At 71.3% G+C, this 14716-nt stretch carries 10 protein-coding genes and 2 pseudogenes; 1 reads left to right on the top strand and 11 read right to left on the bottom strand.

Annotated elements, in window-relative coordinates:
• The 5 genes and pseudogenes from DY245_RS45390 to DY245_RS27180 all read right to left on the bottom strand — a co-directional run.
• A pseudogene (locus DY245_RS45390) lies at positions 1–293 on the bottom strand (dihydroxyacetone kinase); the annotation flags it as partial.
• A 192-nt stretch (positions 294–485) separates the two neighbouring features.
• Positions 486–1142, bottom strand: a complete 657-nt coding sequence (locus DY245_RS27195) for a DUF4360 domain-containing protein (RefSeq protein ID WP_128509863.1) — start codon at positions 1140–1142, stop codon at positions 486–488.
• Positions 1143–1917: 775 nt separating this feature from the next.
• Positions 1918–2124 (bottom strand): acyl-CoA carboxylase epsilon subunit, encoded by a 207-nt coding sequence (locus DY245_RS27190; protein WP_128509862.1) that lies wholly within the window; start codon positions 2122–2124, stop codon positions 1918–1920.
• Positions 2125–2176: 52 nt separating this feature from the next.
• Entirely contained in the window at positions 2177–3760 is a 1584-nt protein-coding gene (locus DY245_RS27185; RefSeq protein ID WP_128509861.1) for an acyl-CoA carboxylase subunit beta, read from the bottom strand.
• A gap of 216 nt (positions 3761–3976) precedes the next feature.
• Positions 3977–6427 (bottom strand): polysaccharide lyase 8 family protein, encoded by a 2451-nt coding sequence (locus DY245_RS27180; RefSeq protein ID WP_128509860.1) that lies wholly within the window; start codon positions 6425–6427, stop codon positions 3977–3979.
• A gap of 263 nt (positions 6428–6690) precedes the next feature.
• Here DY245_RS27180 and DY245_RS27175 point away from each other — a divergent pair.
• Positions 6691–7315 (top strand): annotated as a pseudogene (locus DY245_RS27175) (YceI family protein); the annotation flags it as partial.
• 191 nt (positions 7316–7506) lie between these two features.
• Here the strand turns inward: DY245_RS27175 and cimA are convergent.
• From cimA to ureB, 6 genes are all read right to left on the bottom strand, one after another.
• Positions 7507–9147: a citramalate synthase gene (gene cimA, locus DY245_RS27170; protein ID WP_181923884.1), complete on the bottom strand. Its 1641-nt coding sequence runs from the start codon at positions 9145–9147 to the stop codon at positions 7507–7509.
• A gap of 280 nt (positions 9148–9427) precedes the next feature.
• On the bottom strand, positions 9428–10747 hold the full coding sequence (locus tag DY245_RS27165; protein WP_128509859.1) for an MFS transporter: 1320 nt from the start codon (positions 10745–10747) through the stop codon (positions 9428–9430).
• An 80-nt stretch (positions 10748–10827) separates the two neighbouring features.
• A complete protein-coding gene (locus DY245_RS27160; protein WP_128509858.1) occupies positions 10828–11445 on the bottom strand; it encodes a TetR/AcrR family transcriptional regulator in 618 nt (205 codons plus the stop codon).
• Between the two features lie 43 nt (positions 11446–11488).
• Entirely contained in the window at positions 11489–12529 is a 1041-nt protein-coding gene (locus DY245_RS27155; RefSeq protein WP_128509857.1) for an agmatine deiminase family protein, read from the bottom strand.
• 79 nt (positions 12530–12608) lie between these two features.
• Complete coding sequence (locus DY245_RS27150; protein ID WP_128509856.1) at positions 12609–14321, bottom strand: urease subunit alpha; 1713 nt, start codon at positions 14319–14321, stop codon at positions 12609–12611.
• A partial coding sequence (gene ureB / locus DY245_RS27145) for an urease subunit beta (protein ID WP_128509855.1) occupies positions 14318–14716 on the bottom strand: 399 nt, incomplete at its 5' end. The genes ureB and DY245_RS27150, both read right to left, overlap by 4 nt.

Genomic DNA, 14716 nt, shown 5'->3' with positions numbered 1-14716 from the left:
CCCGGTTCGGTGGCGCGGGCGGCCGCGACGGCGGCGCGCAGCCCGCGGACGATGCCGAGGCCGTGGTCGCCGTCGCCGGCCACCGCGTCCAGCCGCCGCAGCCCGTCCTCGTGCGCGGAGACCAGGTCCAGGGCGGCTTGGAGCGCCTTCGTCGCGGGCAGATCCCCGCCGGGGGTGGTGGCGTCCCGTAGGGGCACGGACGCCTCGTCCCGTACGGGCGCGGCGGCTCGTGCGCGGGCGTCGGCCCGTGCGCCGGCGTCGGCCCGCTCGGGCGTCGGCCCGCTCGGGCGCATCGGCCCGTACGTCGTCCTCGGCGGAGTGTGTGCCCGGCAGGCTGCGGAAGGCCGGGGTGTCGCAGGGGGCGCCGTACAGCTCGGCCCGGCCCAGGCCGCCCGGCCGCGCCCCCGGTCGAGCCGGCCGCGGTACGCACCTGACCCCGGGGCCCGTACGCACCGGCGTACGGGCCCCGGGTCAGCATCCCGGCATCACCCGCGCGGGGGGCACTGCTTCCATGCGAAGTGGTACAGGGTGTTGATGCTGCCGTCGGTGGAGTCCATGGCCATGAAGCTGGTGGCCTTGGGGTCCGCCGACTTGCCGTCCACCCTCAGTTCGGTGTTGATGTTGAAGTAGCGCTCCTCGCCGCACGGTGCGTACACCAGCGCATCGATGTCGGTCTCGTCCGACGACTGCCAGTTGTTGTCGTAGGGCCCGGCGAAGGTGTGGCTCTTACGGGCCGTCTGCTGCTGGCCCTGGAAGTAGTAGTTCGCCTGCTCCAGCCCCTTGGCGCCCGGGGCCAGGGAGGCGTAGCCGCGGTAGTCGGCCCTGGCGATCGCGTAGGTGAAGCCTTGCGGGACATGCACGTTCAGTGCGATCTGGCAGTTCTTGCGGGCGTCGGTGGGCTGGCTGGAGCCGCCCGCCTGGGCGAGATACTCGCTGTAGGTGACGGTGAAGGCGGTGTTGTCGGGTGCGATGGCCACTGCGGCGCTGCCGGGTCTGCAGCCCGATCCGTTGACCGTCGCGACGGTTATCGTGATCTTGCCGGTCGGCGGTTCGTCGCCGAACCGTGCTGGCGTTGTGGGGGATGCCGATCCGGCGAGGAGCAAGGATGCCACTGCGGCACCAGCACTGAGCGTGCTGAGCATGGGCTCTTCCTTCCGGTCGTCCTAGGGCCCGCGATGCGGGAACACCAGGAGTGGGATGACGAGCGCATGCCAGCACGGGAATCTCGGCTTGAACAGCTCTACTCCCCAGGATTGAGGCGAACCTACGCCTTGATCCGGCCGCGGGCTGCCGAACCGATATACCTAGGCCGGAAAGTGACTGAGCCTCAAGTTGCTTTGCTGGCAGGCTAGTTGAGGCTTCACTATCTCGTGGCTGGGGCCGGTTCGCTGTCGCTTGGTGGGTGGTGGGCCGGAGGGGACACCCGGTACCCCGTCCTCGGCGCGGGCGTCTCGGCTACGTGGGATTGGCACCCCGGTGTTTGCTCCAGGTCCTGCGGGCGGGGCACCGGGTATCCCCTCCGGCCTCCGCGCGTTGGCGACCGTCCCGCCGTACCCATGACCGTTACGGCCGTGTCGCTCCAGCTCATGACATGCACTGGTCTCGGGGCGCACGTGGGCGTCGCGCGCTTTTGTTGTTGTGACGGGCGGTGCCGCCGGGTCGCAGACGGGATACACGTAGGCCGGAGGGGACGTGCCGGGACCCGCCCGCAGGACCTGGAGCAAACGCCGGGGCGCCGATATCTGGGACCCGTGACGCCCGCGCCGAGGACGGGTTCCGGTGCGGCCCCTCCGGCCCCCGCGGCAGACGACGGACCCCGCAGGCCCCAGCCCCCACCGACCGGCAAGAGGGAGAACGGCAAACGTCTGAGGGGCCCCGCAACAGCGCGGGGCCCCTCAGACGTTCAACAACTCGCGATCAACGCTGCCAGCTGGTCGCCCCGTGGAAACCGCTCTGGCGCTCCAGGCGGCGCCAGCGGGCGGCCGTGGCGCGCGGGTGGGCCGGGGCGGCGGTCGGCTGGTGGGCGGCGCGGGCCAGGAGGACGGCGGTCAGGGCGGCGAGTTCTTCCTCGTTGGCCTGACCCTTCTCCACGCGGATGGGGTCGGTGCGTTGGGCAGGATTCACGGTGTCTTCTCCGTCGTCGCGATGGCGTGGTGCCGGGTGCGGTGCGGTCTGGCTACTGGGGCGGGTTGCCGTGCTTACGGGCCGGCAGGTCCGCGTGCTTGGTGCGCAGCATGTCCAGGGCGCGGATGAGGGTGTGGCGGGTCTCGGCGGGGTCGATGACGTCGTCGACCAGGCCGCGCTCGGCCGCGTAATACGGGTGCATCAGCTCGGACTTGTACTCCTTGACCATGCGGGTGCGCATGGCCTCGGAGTCGTCCGCCTCGGCGATCTGCTTGCGGAAGATGACGTTGGCGGCGCCCTCGGCGCCCATGACCGCGATCTCGTTGGTGGGCCAGGCGTAGGTCAGGTCGGCGCCGATGGACTGCGAGTCCATGACGATGTAGGCGCCGCCGTAGGCCTTGCGCAGCACGATGGAGATCCGCGGGACGGTGGCGTTGCAGTAGGCGTAGAGCAGCTTGGCGCCGTGCCGGATGATGCCGCCGTGCTCCTGGTCGACGCCGGGCAGGAACCCGGGCACGTCCAGGAGGGTGATGATCGGGATGTTGAAGGCGTCACACATCTGGACGAAGCGGGCGGACTTCTCGGACGCCTCGATGTCCAGCACACCGGCCAGCGACTGCGGCTGGTTGGCGACGATGCCCACCACCCGGCCGTCGAGCCGGGACAGCGCGCAGATGATGTTGGTCGCCCAGCGCTCGTGGACCTCCAGGTATTCGCCGTCGTCGACGATCTCCTCGATGACCTTGCGCATGTCGTACGGGCGGTTGCCGTCGGCCGGCACCAGGTCCAGCAGCGCGTCACCGGAGCGGTCGGCGGGGTCCTCGCAGGCCACCGTCGGCGGGTTCTCGCGGTTGTTGGCCGGCAGGAGGGAGAGGAGGTAGCGGACCTCTTCCAGGCAGGTGGCCTCGTCGTCGTAGGCGAAGTGCGCCACGCCGGAGGTCTCGGCGTGCACATCGGCGCCGCCCAGACCGTTCTGGGTGATCTCCTCGCCGGTCACCGCGCGCACCACGTCGGGGCCGGTGATGAACATCTGCGAGGTCTCACGGACCATGAAGACGAAGTCGGTCAGCGCCGGGCTGTAGGCGGCGCCGCCGGCGCAGGGGCCGAGCATGACGGAGATCTGCGGGATGACACCCGAGGCCTTGGTGTTGCGCTGGAAGATGCCGCCGTAGCCGGCCAGGGCGGAGACGCCCTCCTGGATACGGGCGCCGGCGCCGTCGTTGAGCGACACCAGCGGGGCACCGGCCTGGATGGCCATGTCCATGATCTTGTGGATCTTGGTGGCGTGCGCCTCGCCCAGCGCACCGCCGAAGATCCGGAAGTCGTGGGCGTAGGTGAACACGGTCCGGCCGTGCACGGTGCCCCAGCCGGTGATCACGCCGTCGGTGTAGGGCTTCTTGGCCTCCAGGCCGAAACCCGTCGCGCGGTGCCGCCGCAGCGGCTCGACCTCGTTGAACGAACCCTCGTCCAGCAGCAGCTCGATCCGCTCGCGTGCCGTCAGCTTGCCCTTGGCACGCTGCGCTTCGGTCGCACGCTCGCTGGGGCCTCGCCGAACCTGCTCACGGATGGCGTGCAGCTCGGCGACGCGCCCGCGGGCGTCGTTGGCGCCGGCGGGCACATCTTCGACAGTGGTCATGTGTCGACGGTACGTGGGCGAGGCGCCGCACACCGATGTCGGTTTCGTACAACGTCGCATGCGATTTGGTGGGCAGGCAGCACAGAACCGTCCTGTACGCGGCCTCCTGCCCGGCGTCCGTTCGGGTGGCGGGAGTGCCCCTCGTCTGTATGGGCCCGACAAACGGCAGCGGACGGATGTTGTCGTAACCGGTGGACCGGCAGGGGGCCGATCCGGTCAGTGCAGGCGCACCGTGCAGGTGTGGGTGGCGCAGCTCGTGCCGGGTCGGATGCGCAGTCGCAAGGCCCGCCCGGTGGCCGGCACCTCGACCGACGGGTCGTGGTCGAGCACCGCGCGCACCGGCCGCGACCAGGTGATCTCCAGCGTATCGCCGGAGCGCTCCGGGCCGGCGATGCACAGCCGCGCCGTCCGGCCGTGTCCCGCCGTCCGCCGCTCGCGCACCAGCACGCTGGCCGGGCCGCTGCTGCGAAGCGGCCCGGCGTGGCCCGCCCGCCAGAAGTTGGCGGCCGTTAGGCCGAGCGGGTCGACGGCGATCGCCTGCCGGCCGGCGTCGTTGGCGAGGACGGTCAGCCAGCGGCGGTCGGCGGCGCGGGCGGCGACGGTGCGGGCGGTGGCGCCCGGCATGAGGAGGTAGGCGTAGCCCGCGTCGGTCGGGTCGGTGCCGTGGTCGTGCCAGAGGGTGAGATAGCGGCGGGTGAACGGCTGGGGGGAGGAGGTGGTGTTGATGTCGTGCCAGGAGCCGGTACGGGCCTCGCGCAGCGCCTGGAGGGGTGCGCCGCCGGGGGATCCGAGGAAGACCCAGCCGCCGTGTCCGTCGAGGTGGGCCCAGCGGGCGCGGGGGAAGGAGCTGGTCACACCGGGCGTGCCGGGCCGGCGTACGCCGTCGACGGTGAGCGTCGCGTCGCCGAACTCGCCCAGGCAGCGGTTGTCGACGATGGTCTCGGCGGGGACGCCGTCGCGTCCGGTGATGCCGGCGCCCAGGCAGACGATGCAGTCTGCGAGCGCGAACCAGGATTTCTTGGCGGTGAGGGTGGAGGCCAGACCGCGCAGGTCCTGGCCGATCGCGGCGAATTCGCCGTCGGTGGTGCCGCCGACCCAGCGGGCGGCGGGCTTGGGCTCGCCCCAGCCGCCGCCTTCGTTGTCGGCGAGGCGCTTGGTGGACACGGTCGTGCCGGGGAGCCGGTAGGGGTCGACGGTGGGCCAGAAAGCGTCCGTGTACTGGTCGCCCGCGAAATCGGCGCCCCACCAAGAGAGCATGCCGGCGCCGGTGTGCCAGCCGTGCGGGTTCTCGCCGTTGCCGTTCTCGTAGTACGCGATGCGGTCGGAGGCCATGGCCAGGCCGGCGGCCCAGCCGGGGCGGCGGTGCACGGAGCGGTCCATGGCGGGGAAGAGCCGGTGGCCGACGGGTTCGGGGGCGGCGGCCACGGAGCTGTCGGCGATCTTCTGGAGGCGGGCGAGGTCGGCGACGGTGTACTGCCGGTCGGTGAGGACCGGCAGCGTACGGTCGCGGGCGGTCCAGCCCTTGACCATGGCGTGCCAGCGGTCCCGCTCGGCGCCGCTCGCGGCCTGGCCGAGCAGCGCGACGGCGGCGATCAGCGCATGGCCGTGGTAGTGGTCGCTGCGCAGGATGTGCCGCTCGTCGTTGCGGAGGTAGCCGCGGCTGATGGCGCGCCCGTTGACGCTGTCCATCATCAGACCGTTGTAGAGCAGCGGCGCGTACGCATGCTCGACGCTGTCGAAGATGATCTGCCGGGCCGGGTCGGTCACCTCCCAGGACGAGCCGCCGAGCAGGGTGAACAGCCGGCCCAGGCCGTCCAGCAGGACATAGCCGTAGGTGCCGGAGTAGGCGACCCAGGTGTGCTGGACGAAGGAGCCGTCGGCGTAGAGGCCGTCGCCCTTGGTGACGTAGGGGAAGACCGGCGAGAGGGCGTCACGGGCGAGTGCGATCTTGGCGGGGTCGCGGCCGAGGATGCCGCGCAGTGCGACCACCCGGCACAGGTCGACGCGGTTGGCGCCGGTGCTGGTGCCGGTGTAGTCGCCGAGCAGGGAGTCGGGGACGAAGTGGTCGACGGCGGCGAGGCAGCGGGCGCGCAGATCGTCGGGCAGGCCGCCGTCGGGCAGGTGCTCGTCGAGGATCGCGAGGGTGTCGAGGAGGAGTCTGGGGCTGCCGATCTGCCATTCCCACCAGTTGCCGTAGCGGGTGGTGGCGGTGTTGTAGACGGTGGTTCCGAGGTGGTCGAGGCCCTTGAGGAGGTCATCGGCGAGGCCGGGGTCGCCGGTGCGGCCGGTGCCGGGCTGGGCGTAGGCCTGGGCCATCGTGTTCAGCCGGCTGTAGCTCTGGGTGATGCCGGACGGCGGGTCGTAGCGGCAGTCCGGCCAGAGCGAGCCGGCGGCCGGCCGCATGCCCGCCCGGAAGGTGCCGGCGAGGGTGCCGGTCTCCTGGAGGGCGGCGGCGTACGGCGGGGCGGCGGGGTCGAAGCCGGCGCCGAGGGTGAGCGCGCACCAGCGGGCGCGGAGGGCGTCGTACTCTCCCCCGGCCGCGGCGGCCGGCGCTGCCGGCCTGGGGGCGGCGTACCCGGGGCGGGCGGCGAGGCCGAGCGCGCTCGCGGTGGATACGGCGAGAAATCCTCTGCGTGACCAGACGGACGTGGCGGAGACAGGCGGCACGGTCGGTCCTCTCCATGGCGTCAACTGGGGTGTGGCGCTGCGCACTTGGGAGTTTTCGACGGTCTAGCACGGGCTGCGGCGGAGCGGCAATGGCCGCGCCGGAACGCCGGCCGCCACCCGCCGGCCGCCACCCGTCCGGCCGAGCCCGACCACACCCGACCGAGACAAGAGGTTGAACATTGAACGATATGCCGCTACGGTGAATCTCGTTGAAGGTTAAACAAACCTGCTCGCACCGAGCGACCCGTCTTTGAGGAGGAGCCATGGCTCTGTTCAACCGCAAGCGCACTGCCGCCCCCGCCGACACCGCCCCCGCCGCGACCGCCGGGGCCGCCGTCCTCGAGGCGGACCCCGCGCTCGCCGCGCTGACCGGCGACTACACCATCGACCCGGCCCACAGCAGCATCGGCTTCACCGTCCGGCACGCCATGGTCACCAACGTCCGCGGCTCCTTCGGCGAGTACGAGGGCGCGCTCACACTCGACGGCGCCGACCCGTCCCGCTCCACCGCGTCCATCGACGTCAAGATCGCCAGCGTCGACACCGGTATCGCGGACCGCGACGGCCATCTGCTCAGCGCCGACTTCTTCGACGCCGAGACCTTCCCGCTGATGACCTTCCGCAGCACCGCCGCCGAGCAGGTGTCCGGTGACCGCTACCGCATCACCGGCGATCTGACCCTCCGCGACGTCACCAAGCCGCTCACCATCGACCTGGAGTTCAACGGCTCGGCCACCGATGTCTACGGCGCCGAGCGGGTCGGCTTCGAGGGCAGCGCCGAGATCCTGCGCTCCGACTGGGGCCTGACCTGGAACGCCGCGCTGGAGACCGGCGGCGTGATGCTCAGCGACAAGGTCAAGCTCACCTTCGACATCTCCGCCGTCAAGGNGACCTGGAACGCCGCGCTGGAGACCGGCGGCGTGATGCTCAGCGACAAGGTCAAGCTCACCTTCGACATCTCCGCCGTCAAGGCGGCCCCGCAGGCCTGACCCCGCACAGGCCCACACAGCACCGCGGCCCCGCACCGGCCCCTCCCCCGAGGGCCGTGCGGGGCCGCGGCGTGCGCATGCCTGAGTGATTCAGTCCTGCGGCTCGACCCCGGCCCGCAGCAGCCCGTACGCATACGCGTCGTCCAGCGCCTGCCAGGACGCGGCGATGACGTTCTCCGCGACGCCGACCGTGGACCACTCGCCCCGGCCGTCGCTGGTGGAGACCAGGACCCGGGTGATCGAGCCGGTGCCCAGCGCGCCCTCCAGGATGCGGACCTTGTAGTCGACCAGCTCCATATGGGCCAGCTGCGGGTAGATCCGCTCCAGGCCGACCCGCAGCGCCCGGTCCAGCGCGTTGACCGGGCCGTTTCCCTCGGCGGTGGCGACGATCCGCTCGCCCTTGGCCCACAGCTTCACGGTCGCCTCGTTGGCGTGCGTGCCGTCCGGGCGGTCCTCGACGATCGCCCGCCAGGACTCCACCTGGAAGTAGCTGCGCGGGCGGCCCTCGACCTCGGCGCGCAGCAGCAGTTCGAAGGAGGCGTCGGCGGCCTCGTAGGTGTAGCCGGCCAGTTCACGCTCCTTGACCCGCTCGACGACCCGGCCGACCAGCGCGCGGTCGTCGCTCAGGTCGATGCCGAGCTCCTTGCCCTTGAGCTCGATCGAGGCCCGGCCGGCCATGTCGGAGACCAGCATCCGCATGGTGTTGCCGACCAGCGCCGGGTCGATGTGCTGGTAGAGGTCCGGGTCGACCTTGATGGCGGAGGCATGCAGCCCGGCCTTGTGGGCGAACGCGGAGACGCCGACGTAGGGCTGGTGGGTGGAGGGCGTGAGGTTGACGACCTCGGCGATGGCGTGCGAGATCCGGGTGGTCTCGGCGAGCTTGCCCTCGGGCAGCACCCGGCGCCCGTACTTGAGCTCCAGGGCGGCGACGACCGGGAAGAGGTTGGAGTTGCCGACCCGCTCGCCGTAGCCGTTGGCGGTGCACTGGACGTGGGTGGCGCCCGCGTCGACGGCGGCCAGGGTGTTGGCGACGGCGCAGCCGGTGTCGTCCTGGGCGTGGATGCCCAGCCGCGCGCCGGTGTCCGCGAGGACGGTCCGTACGACGGCGGTGACCTGCGCGGGGAGCATGCCGCCGTTGGTGTCGCAGAGCACCACGACATCGGCGCCGGCCTCGCTCGCGGTCCGGACGACCTGTTTGGCGTAGACCGCGTCCAGCACATAGCCGTCGAAGAAGTGCTCACAGTCGAGGAACACCCGGCGGCCCTGGGCGCGCAGATACGCGACGGTGTCCCGCACCATCGCGAGGTTCTCCTCGGGCGTGGTGCGCAGCGCCAGCTCCACGTGCCCGACATGGGACTTGGCGACCAGCGTGATGACCGGGGCCCCGGAATCCAGGAGCGCGGCGACCTGCGGGTCGTCCTCGACGCGGACGCCGGCCTTGCGGGTGGCGCCGAACGCGACCAGCTGTGCGTGCCGGAAGTCGATCTCCTCACGGGCCCGCTGGAAGAACTCGGTGTCGCGCGGGTTGGCGCCGGGCCAGCCGCCCTCGATGAATCCGACGCCGAACTCGTCGAGGTGCCGGGCGATGGTCAGCTTGTCGGAGACGGTCAGGTTGATGCCCTCGCGCTGCGCGCCGTCGCGCAGCGTCGTGTCGAACACATGGAAGTCGTCGGACACCGCGCCTTCGGGCCGGGAGGTCGAGGACGGGGAGGGTTCGTGTGCGTCCGTCATGCTGATCTGGCTCCTGTCGGGATCTCGGTCTACCGGAATAACCGGTTCCACCGTCCCTCCATGATCCCTCGCGCTCCGCCTCCGGTGAGGTGTGGGCCGGAAACGAAAAAACCTCTCGCGGGTGCGAGAGGTCTGCGCGCGGGTCTGGGACGACGGTGGCTACGCCGTACTCGGTTCGTACGGGCAGTCACTGCGGACCGGCGCGCCTGCTGCCAATAATCATGGCGAACGAGAGCACGGGGGCAGTCTGGCACAAACTGCCCCCGCGGCGCCCCTCGTCTCAGGATGCGAGCACGCGCGCGCCGCTGTCCTCGCCCGCGTCCTCCTTGCCGACCTGGTGCAGATCGATGGTGCGGGTCTCGCGCATCGTGACGTAGACGATCAGCGAGACGGCGGCGCAGCCGGCGACGTACCAGTAGTAGCCGGACTCGATGCCGCCGTTCTTGAACCACAGGGCGACATATTCCGCGGTGCCGCCGAACAGGGCGTTGGCGATGGCGTACGGCAGGGCGACGCCCAGCGCGCGGATGCCGGTCGGGAACAGCTCGGCCTTCACACAGGCGTTGATCGAGGTGTAGCCGGTGACCACGACCAGCGCCAGCAGCGAGAGCCCGAGGGCCGCCCAGAAGCTGCCGGCATGCTGGAGCAGCGTCATGATCGGCACGGTCAGGAACGTCGAGCCGACCGCGAAGGTGATCAGCAGCGGACGCCGTCCGATCCGGTCGGACAGCTTTCCGGCGAGCGGCTGGAGGCACATGAAGAGGAACAGCGCACAGAAGCTGACCAGGGAGGCGGTCGGCTTGGACAATCCGGCGCTGCCCGAGAGGTACTTGGTCAGATATGTCGTGTAGGTGTAGTACGCGACCGTGCCGCCCATGGTGAGCGCGATGACCAGGAACGCCTCGCGCTTGTGCGCCAGCAGCGCCTTGATGGTGCCGCGTTCCGGGTCGGCGTGGGCGTCCTCGTCCGCGGCGTAGACCTCGGTCTCCAGCATGTTGCGGCGCAGATAGAAGACGACGGCGGCGCCCAGCGCGCCGACGATGAACGGGATCCGCCAGGCCCAGCTGTGCAGCGCGTCCTCGGACATGGTGCGTTGCAGCACGATCAGCAGGCCGAGGCCGAGCAGCTGGCCGGCGGTCATCGACACGTACTGGAAGCTGGAGGCGAAGCCGCGCTGCCCGGGCGCGGACGCCTCGGTGAGGTAGGTGGCACTGGCCGCGTACTCCCCGCCGACCGAGAGCCCCTGCAGCATCCGGGCGATGAGCAGTACGGCCACACCGCCGTAGCCGGCGACGGCGTACGTAGGCGCGACGGCGATCAGGATCGCCGAGGCGGACATCAGTGTGACGGTCAGCGTGAGCGCGGCCTTACGCCCCTTGCGGTCGCCGACCCGGCCGAGCACCCAGCCGCCCACCGGTCGCATGAAGAAGCCGACGGCGAAGATCCCCATGGTGTTCATGAGGTTCGCGGTGTCATTCCCCTTGGGGAAGAACGAATCCGCGAAGTAGACCGCGAAACTGGCGTAGACGAACCAGTCGAACCACTCCACCATGTTGCCGGCCGAGCCGACCCAGATCTTCTTCCATTGCTCTCGTCCCATAGCCGATCACGGTCGCGGACCCGGGGGCCGTCGGCAAGAGCCGGGGCGGCAACGATCGTGCGTACTTGTGTGCGTTGTGGTCACGGGCGCACGGTGCCGAGCGATTCATCGAGGAAGTCGCGTATGTGTTCCCGCACTTGGGCGCGGTCCGTGCCGGGGAGGCCGACGACGAGGTGGGTGCCGAAGCCGTCGAGGAGAGCGCGGGTGCGGGTGGCGAAGCGTTCGGCGTCGACGGGCTGGAACTCGCCCTTCGAGGTGCCCTCGACGAGGAGCGCCACCAGGTCGCGGTGCCAGGCGAGTTCCAGGTCGAGCTGGCGTTCGCGGGTCTCCTCGTCGGCGTTCTGGGAGCGGTTCCAGACCTCCAGCCAGAGCGTCCAGCGCGGGTCGCGGTGGCCTTCGGGGAGGTAGAGGTCGACCAGGGCGTCGAGGCGTTCGCGGGCCGGGACGCGGCGGGAGAGGGCGGCCCGGCGCTCGGCGCCGAGCTGCTCCTCGCTCCACTGGAGGGTCTGCAGCAGCAGCTCGTCCTTCGTACCGAAGTAGTAGAGGATGTGGCCGCTGCTCATGCCGACCTCGCGGCCCAGCCCGGCCATGGTCAGCCGGTCCAGGCCCTCCGCGGCGATGGTGGCCATCGCCGCGGCCAGGACCTGCTCGCGGGGCTGGTTGAGCCGGCGCCGGGGACGGCGCGCGGGACCGGGCACGGGGACCTCCGAGGTCGGCTGTGGAGTGGGCCTGTCGGGGCGATCAGACCTTCGGCTGCTGCTGGGTGATGCAGTGGATACCGCCACCCGCTGCGAAGATCGTACGGGCGTCGACGAGGGTGACCGTCCGGTCGGGGAAGAGCCGGCGGAAGATTCCGGCCGCGTGCTCGTCGCGCGGGTCGTCGAATCCGCACAGCACCACACCGTCGTTGCAGAGGTAGTGGTTGATGTAGGAGTAGTCGACCGGCTCACCGTCCTCCTCGATGACGGTGGGCGCGGGCACCTCCACGACCTCCAGCCGGCGGCCCTTGGCGTCGGTGGCGGAGCGCAGCAGCTTGGCGATCTCGTGGCAGATCGCGTGGTCGGGGTGGTCGGGATCGGGCTGGGTGTGGACGAGTACGACGCCGGGGCGGGCGAAGGCGGCGACGATGTCGACATGGCCGCGGGTGCCGAACCGGCCGTAGTCGGCGGCCAGGCCGCGCGGCAGCCAGATCGCCTTGGTGGTGCCGAGGTGGGCGTGGATCTCGGCCTCGACCTCCTCGGCGGTGCGGCCGGGGTTACGGCCCGGGTCGAGCTGCACGGTCTCGGTGAGCAGGACGGTGCCCTCACCGTCGACGTGGATACCGCCGCCCTCGTTGACGAGGGAGGTGGCGTAGCGGCGGGCTCCGGCGAGTGCGGAGACCTGCTCGGCGATCTTCTCGTCGAGCTCCCAGCGGGCCCACTCCTGGGCGCCCCAGCCGTTGAACACCCAGTCGGCGGCGGCGAGCGAGCCCCTGCCGTCGGTGAGGAAGGTGGGGCCGATGTCGCGCATCCAGGCGTCGTTCAGCGGGCGCTCGACGAGGTCGATGTCCGCACCGAGGAGTGCGCGGGCGCCCTCGGCCTGGCCGGGGCCGGCGACGACGGTGACCGGCTCGAAGCGGCGGACCGCCCGGGCGACGGCGGCCCAGGCGCGGCGGGCCTCGGCCAGCGTCTCGCCGCCCTCCTCGCCGAAGGTGAAGTTGGGGCCGGGCCAGGCCATCCAGGTGCGCTCGTGCGGCGCCCACTCCGGGGGCATACGGAAGCCGTCGGCGACAGGGGTGTTCATGCGGAGGTCCTCACGGTTCACAGTGGGAGACAGGCAAGGGTGCCGGTGGAGCAGGCGGGTGTCACAAGAAGTACGGGTGTCACAAGAAGTACAGACGGGACAGCGAGACGGTGTCGGCCGGTTCCGAGCGCATCGGGTCACCGTCGAGGGTGACCAGTCCGCTGTGCCCGTCGACCTGGACCTGTCCGACCCGGGAGTTGTGGACGAGGTCGCCGGGGCCGATGCCGCGGGTGCCGCGGACGGCGACCCGGCGGCGGCGGGTGGGCAGGTGGTCGCCGCCCTGCTCGACCGCGGCCCGGGCGACGAAGGCGACCGAGATCTCGGCGGGGGTGGCGCCGTACGCCCCGAACTGCGGGCCGAGCACCAACGGCTCGCAGGTGTCGGTGGCGGCGTTCGGGTCGCCGGTGACGCCGTAGGCCGGGAAGCCGGACTTCAGCACCAGCTGCGGCTTGGCGCCGAAGTACTGCGGCTTCCACAGCACGATGTCGGCCATCTTGCCGACCTCGATCGACCCGATCTCGTGCGAGAGGCCGTGGGCGATGGCGGGGTTGATGGTGAGCTTGGCGATATAGCGCAGCACCCGGGCGTTGTCGTCGTGGGCGCCGTCGCCGGCCTCCCCGTTTTGGGGAAGAAGGGGCCCGAGCTCGGCCTTCATCTTGCCGGCCATCGCGAAGGTACGGCGTACGGTCTCGCCCGCGCGGCCCATGCCCTGGGCGTCGGACGAGGTGATGCCGATCGCCCCGAGGTCGTGCAGCACGTCCTCGGCGCCCATCGTGCCGGCCCGGATGCGGTCGCGGGCCATGGCGGCGTCGCCCGGCAGATCGGTCTTCAGGTCGTGGACCGAGACGATCATGCCGTAGTGCTCGGCGACCGCGTCCCGCCCGAAGGGGAGGGTGGGGTTGGTGGAGGAGCCGATGACGTTGGGGACCCCGGCCATCTTCAGGACGTTGGGGACGTGTCCGCCGCCGCAGCCCTCGATGTGGAAGGCGTGGATGGTGCGGCCGTCCAGGACGCGCAGGGTGTCCTCGACGGTGAGGCATTCGTTGAGGCCGTCGCTGTGCAGCGCGACCTGGACGTCGTGCTCCTCGGCGACCCGCAGCGCGGTGTCCAGGGCGCGGGCGTGCGCACCCATGTCCTCGTGCACCTTGAAGCCGCAGGCACCGCCCTCGGCGAGCGCCTCGACCAGCGGGGCATCGCCCGAGGAGGAGCCGCGGCCGAGGAAGCCGATGTTGACCGGCCAGGCGTCGAAGGCGCCGAAGGCGTGCCCCAGCGCCCAGGGGGAGTTGACGCCGACGCCCCAGACCGGCCCGAACTCCTGGCCGATGATGGTGGTCACGCCGGAGGCCAGCGAGGCTTCCATGACGCGTGGCGAGAGCAGATGGACGTGGGTGTCGACGGCGCCCGCGGTGGCGATCATGCCTTCGCCGGAGACGATCGAGGTGCCGGTGCCGACGACGACATCGACGCCGTCGAGGGTGTCGGGGTTGCCGGCCCGCCCTATGGCGTGGATACGGCCCTGACGGATGCCGACGGACACCTTGCGGATGCCCTGGATCGCATCGATGACCAGCACATTGCTGATCACCACATCGCAGGTCTCGCGCACCGCGGCGGCCTTGAGGTGCAGCCCGTCACGGGCGGTCTTGCCGAAGCCCGCCAGGAACTCGTCGCCGGGCTTCTGGGCATCGGACTCGACCCGGACGACCAGGCCCGAGTCTCCGAGGACGACCCGGTCGCCGGCCCGCGGGCCGTGCACCGACGCGTACTCGTAGGGGTCGATGCTGCTGGTCATGCCTGCTCCTCCGCTCCCAGGTAGCCGCAGGCGGTGGCCCGCCGCAGCGCTTCTTCCTTGGCACCCGGCGCGTCCAGCGGGCCGTCCACGAGACCGGCGAAGCCGATCGCGATCCGGTCGCCGCCGATCGGGACCAGACCGACCTCCGCGGCGCCGCCGGGGTCGAACCGCACCGACGAGCCGGCCGGGACGCACAGCCGCATGCCGTACGCGGCGCCGCGGTCGAAGTCCAGCCGGGGGTTGGTCTCGAAGAAGTGGAAGTGTGAGGTGACGCTGATGGGCACGGTCGCGGTGTTGCGTACGGTCAGCACCACCGTGGGCTCGGGCTGCGGGTCGGCCGGGCCGGGGAGCACCGCGCCGGGCGCGGGGGCCGCGGCCTCGTCGCGCTCCGCGGC

It is taken from the genome of Streptomyces inhibens (assembly GCF_003389455.1).
In the GTDB taxonomy this organism is placed as follows: Bacteria; Actinomycetota; Actinomycetes; order Streptomycetales; family Streptomycetaceae; genus Streptomyces; species Streptomyces inhibens.
The sequence above is the reverse complement of the archived record's forward strand: the minus strand, read 5'-3'. Positions and strand labels throughout refer to the sequence as shown.

What these genes read in the sequence shown, in the direction of transcription:
- DY245_RS27195 (WP_128509863.1), bottom strand. Translation starts at nt 1,142, where the DNA reads ATGCTCAGCACGCTCAGTGCTGGTGCCGCAGTGGCATCCTTGCTCCTC.
- DY245_RS27185 (WP_128509861.1), bottom strand. Translation starts at nt 3,760, where the DNA reads ATGACCACTGTCGAAGATGTGCCCGCCGGCGCCAACGACGCCCGCGGG.
- cimA (WP_181923884.1), bottom strand. Translation starts at nt 9,147, where the DNA reads ATGACGGACGCACACGAACCCTCCCCGTCCTCGACCTCCCGGCCCGAA.
- DY245_RS27165 (WP_128509859.1), bottom strand. Translation starts at nt 10,747, where the DNA reads ATGGGACGAGAGCAATGGAAGAAGATCTGGGTCGGCTCGGCCGGCAAC.
- DY245_RS27155 (WP_128509857.1), bottom strand. Translation starts at nt 12,529, where the DNA reads ATGAACACCCCTGTCGCCGACGGCTTCCGTATGCCCCCGGAGTGGGCG.
- DY245_RS27150 (WP_128509856.1), bottom strand. Translation starts at nt 14,321, where the DNA reads ATGACCAGCAGCATCGACCCCTACGAGTACGCGTCGGTGCACGGCCCG.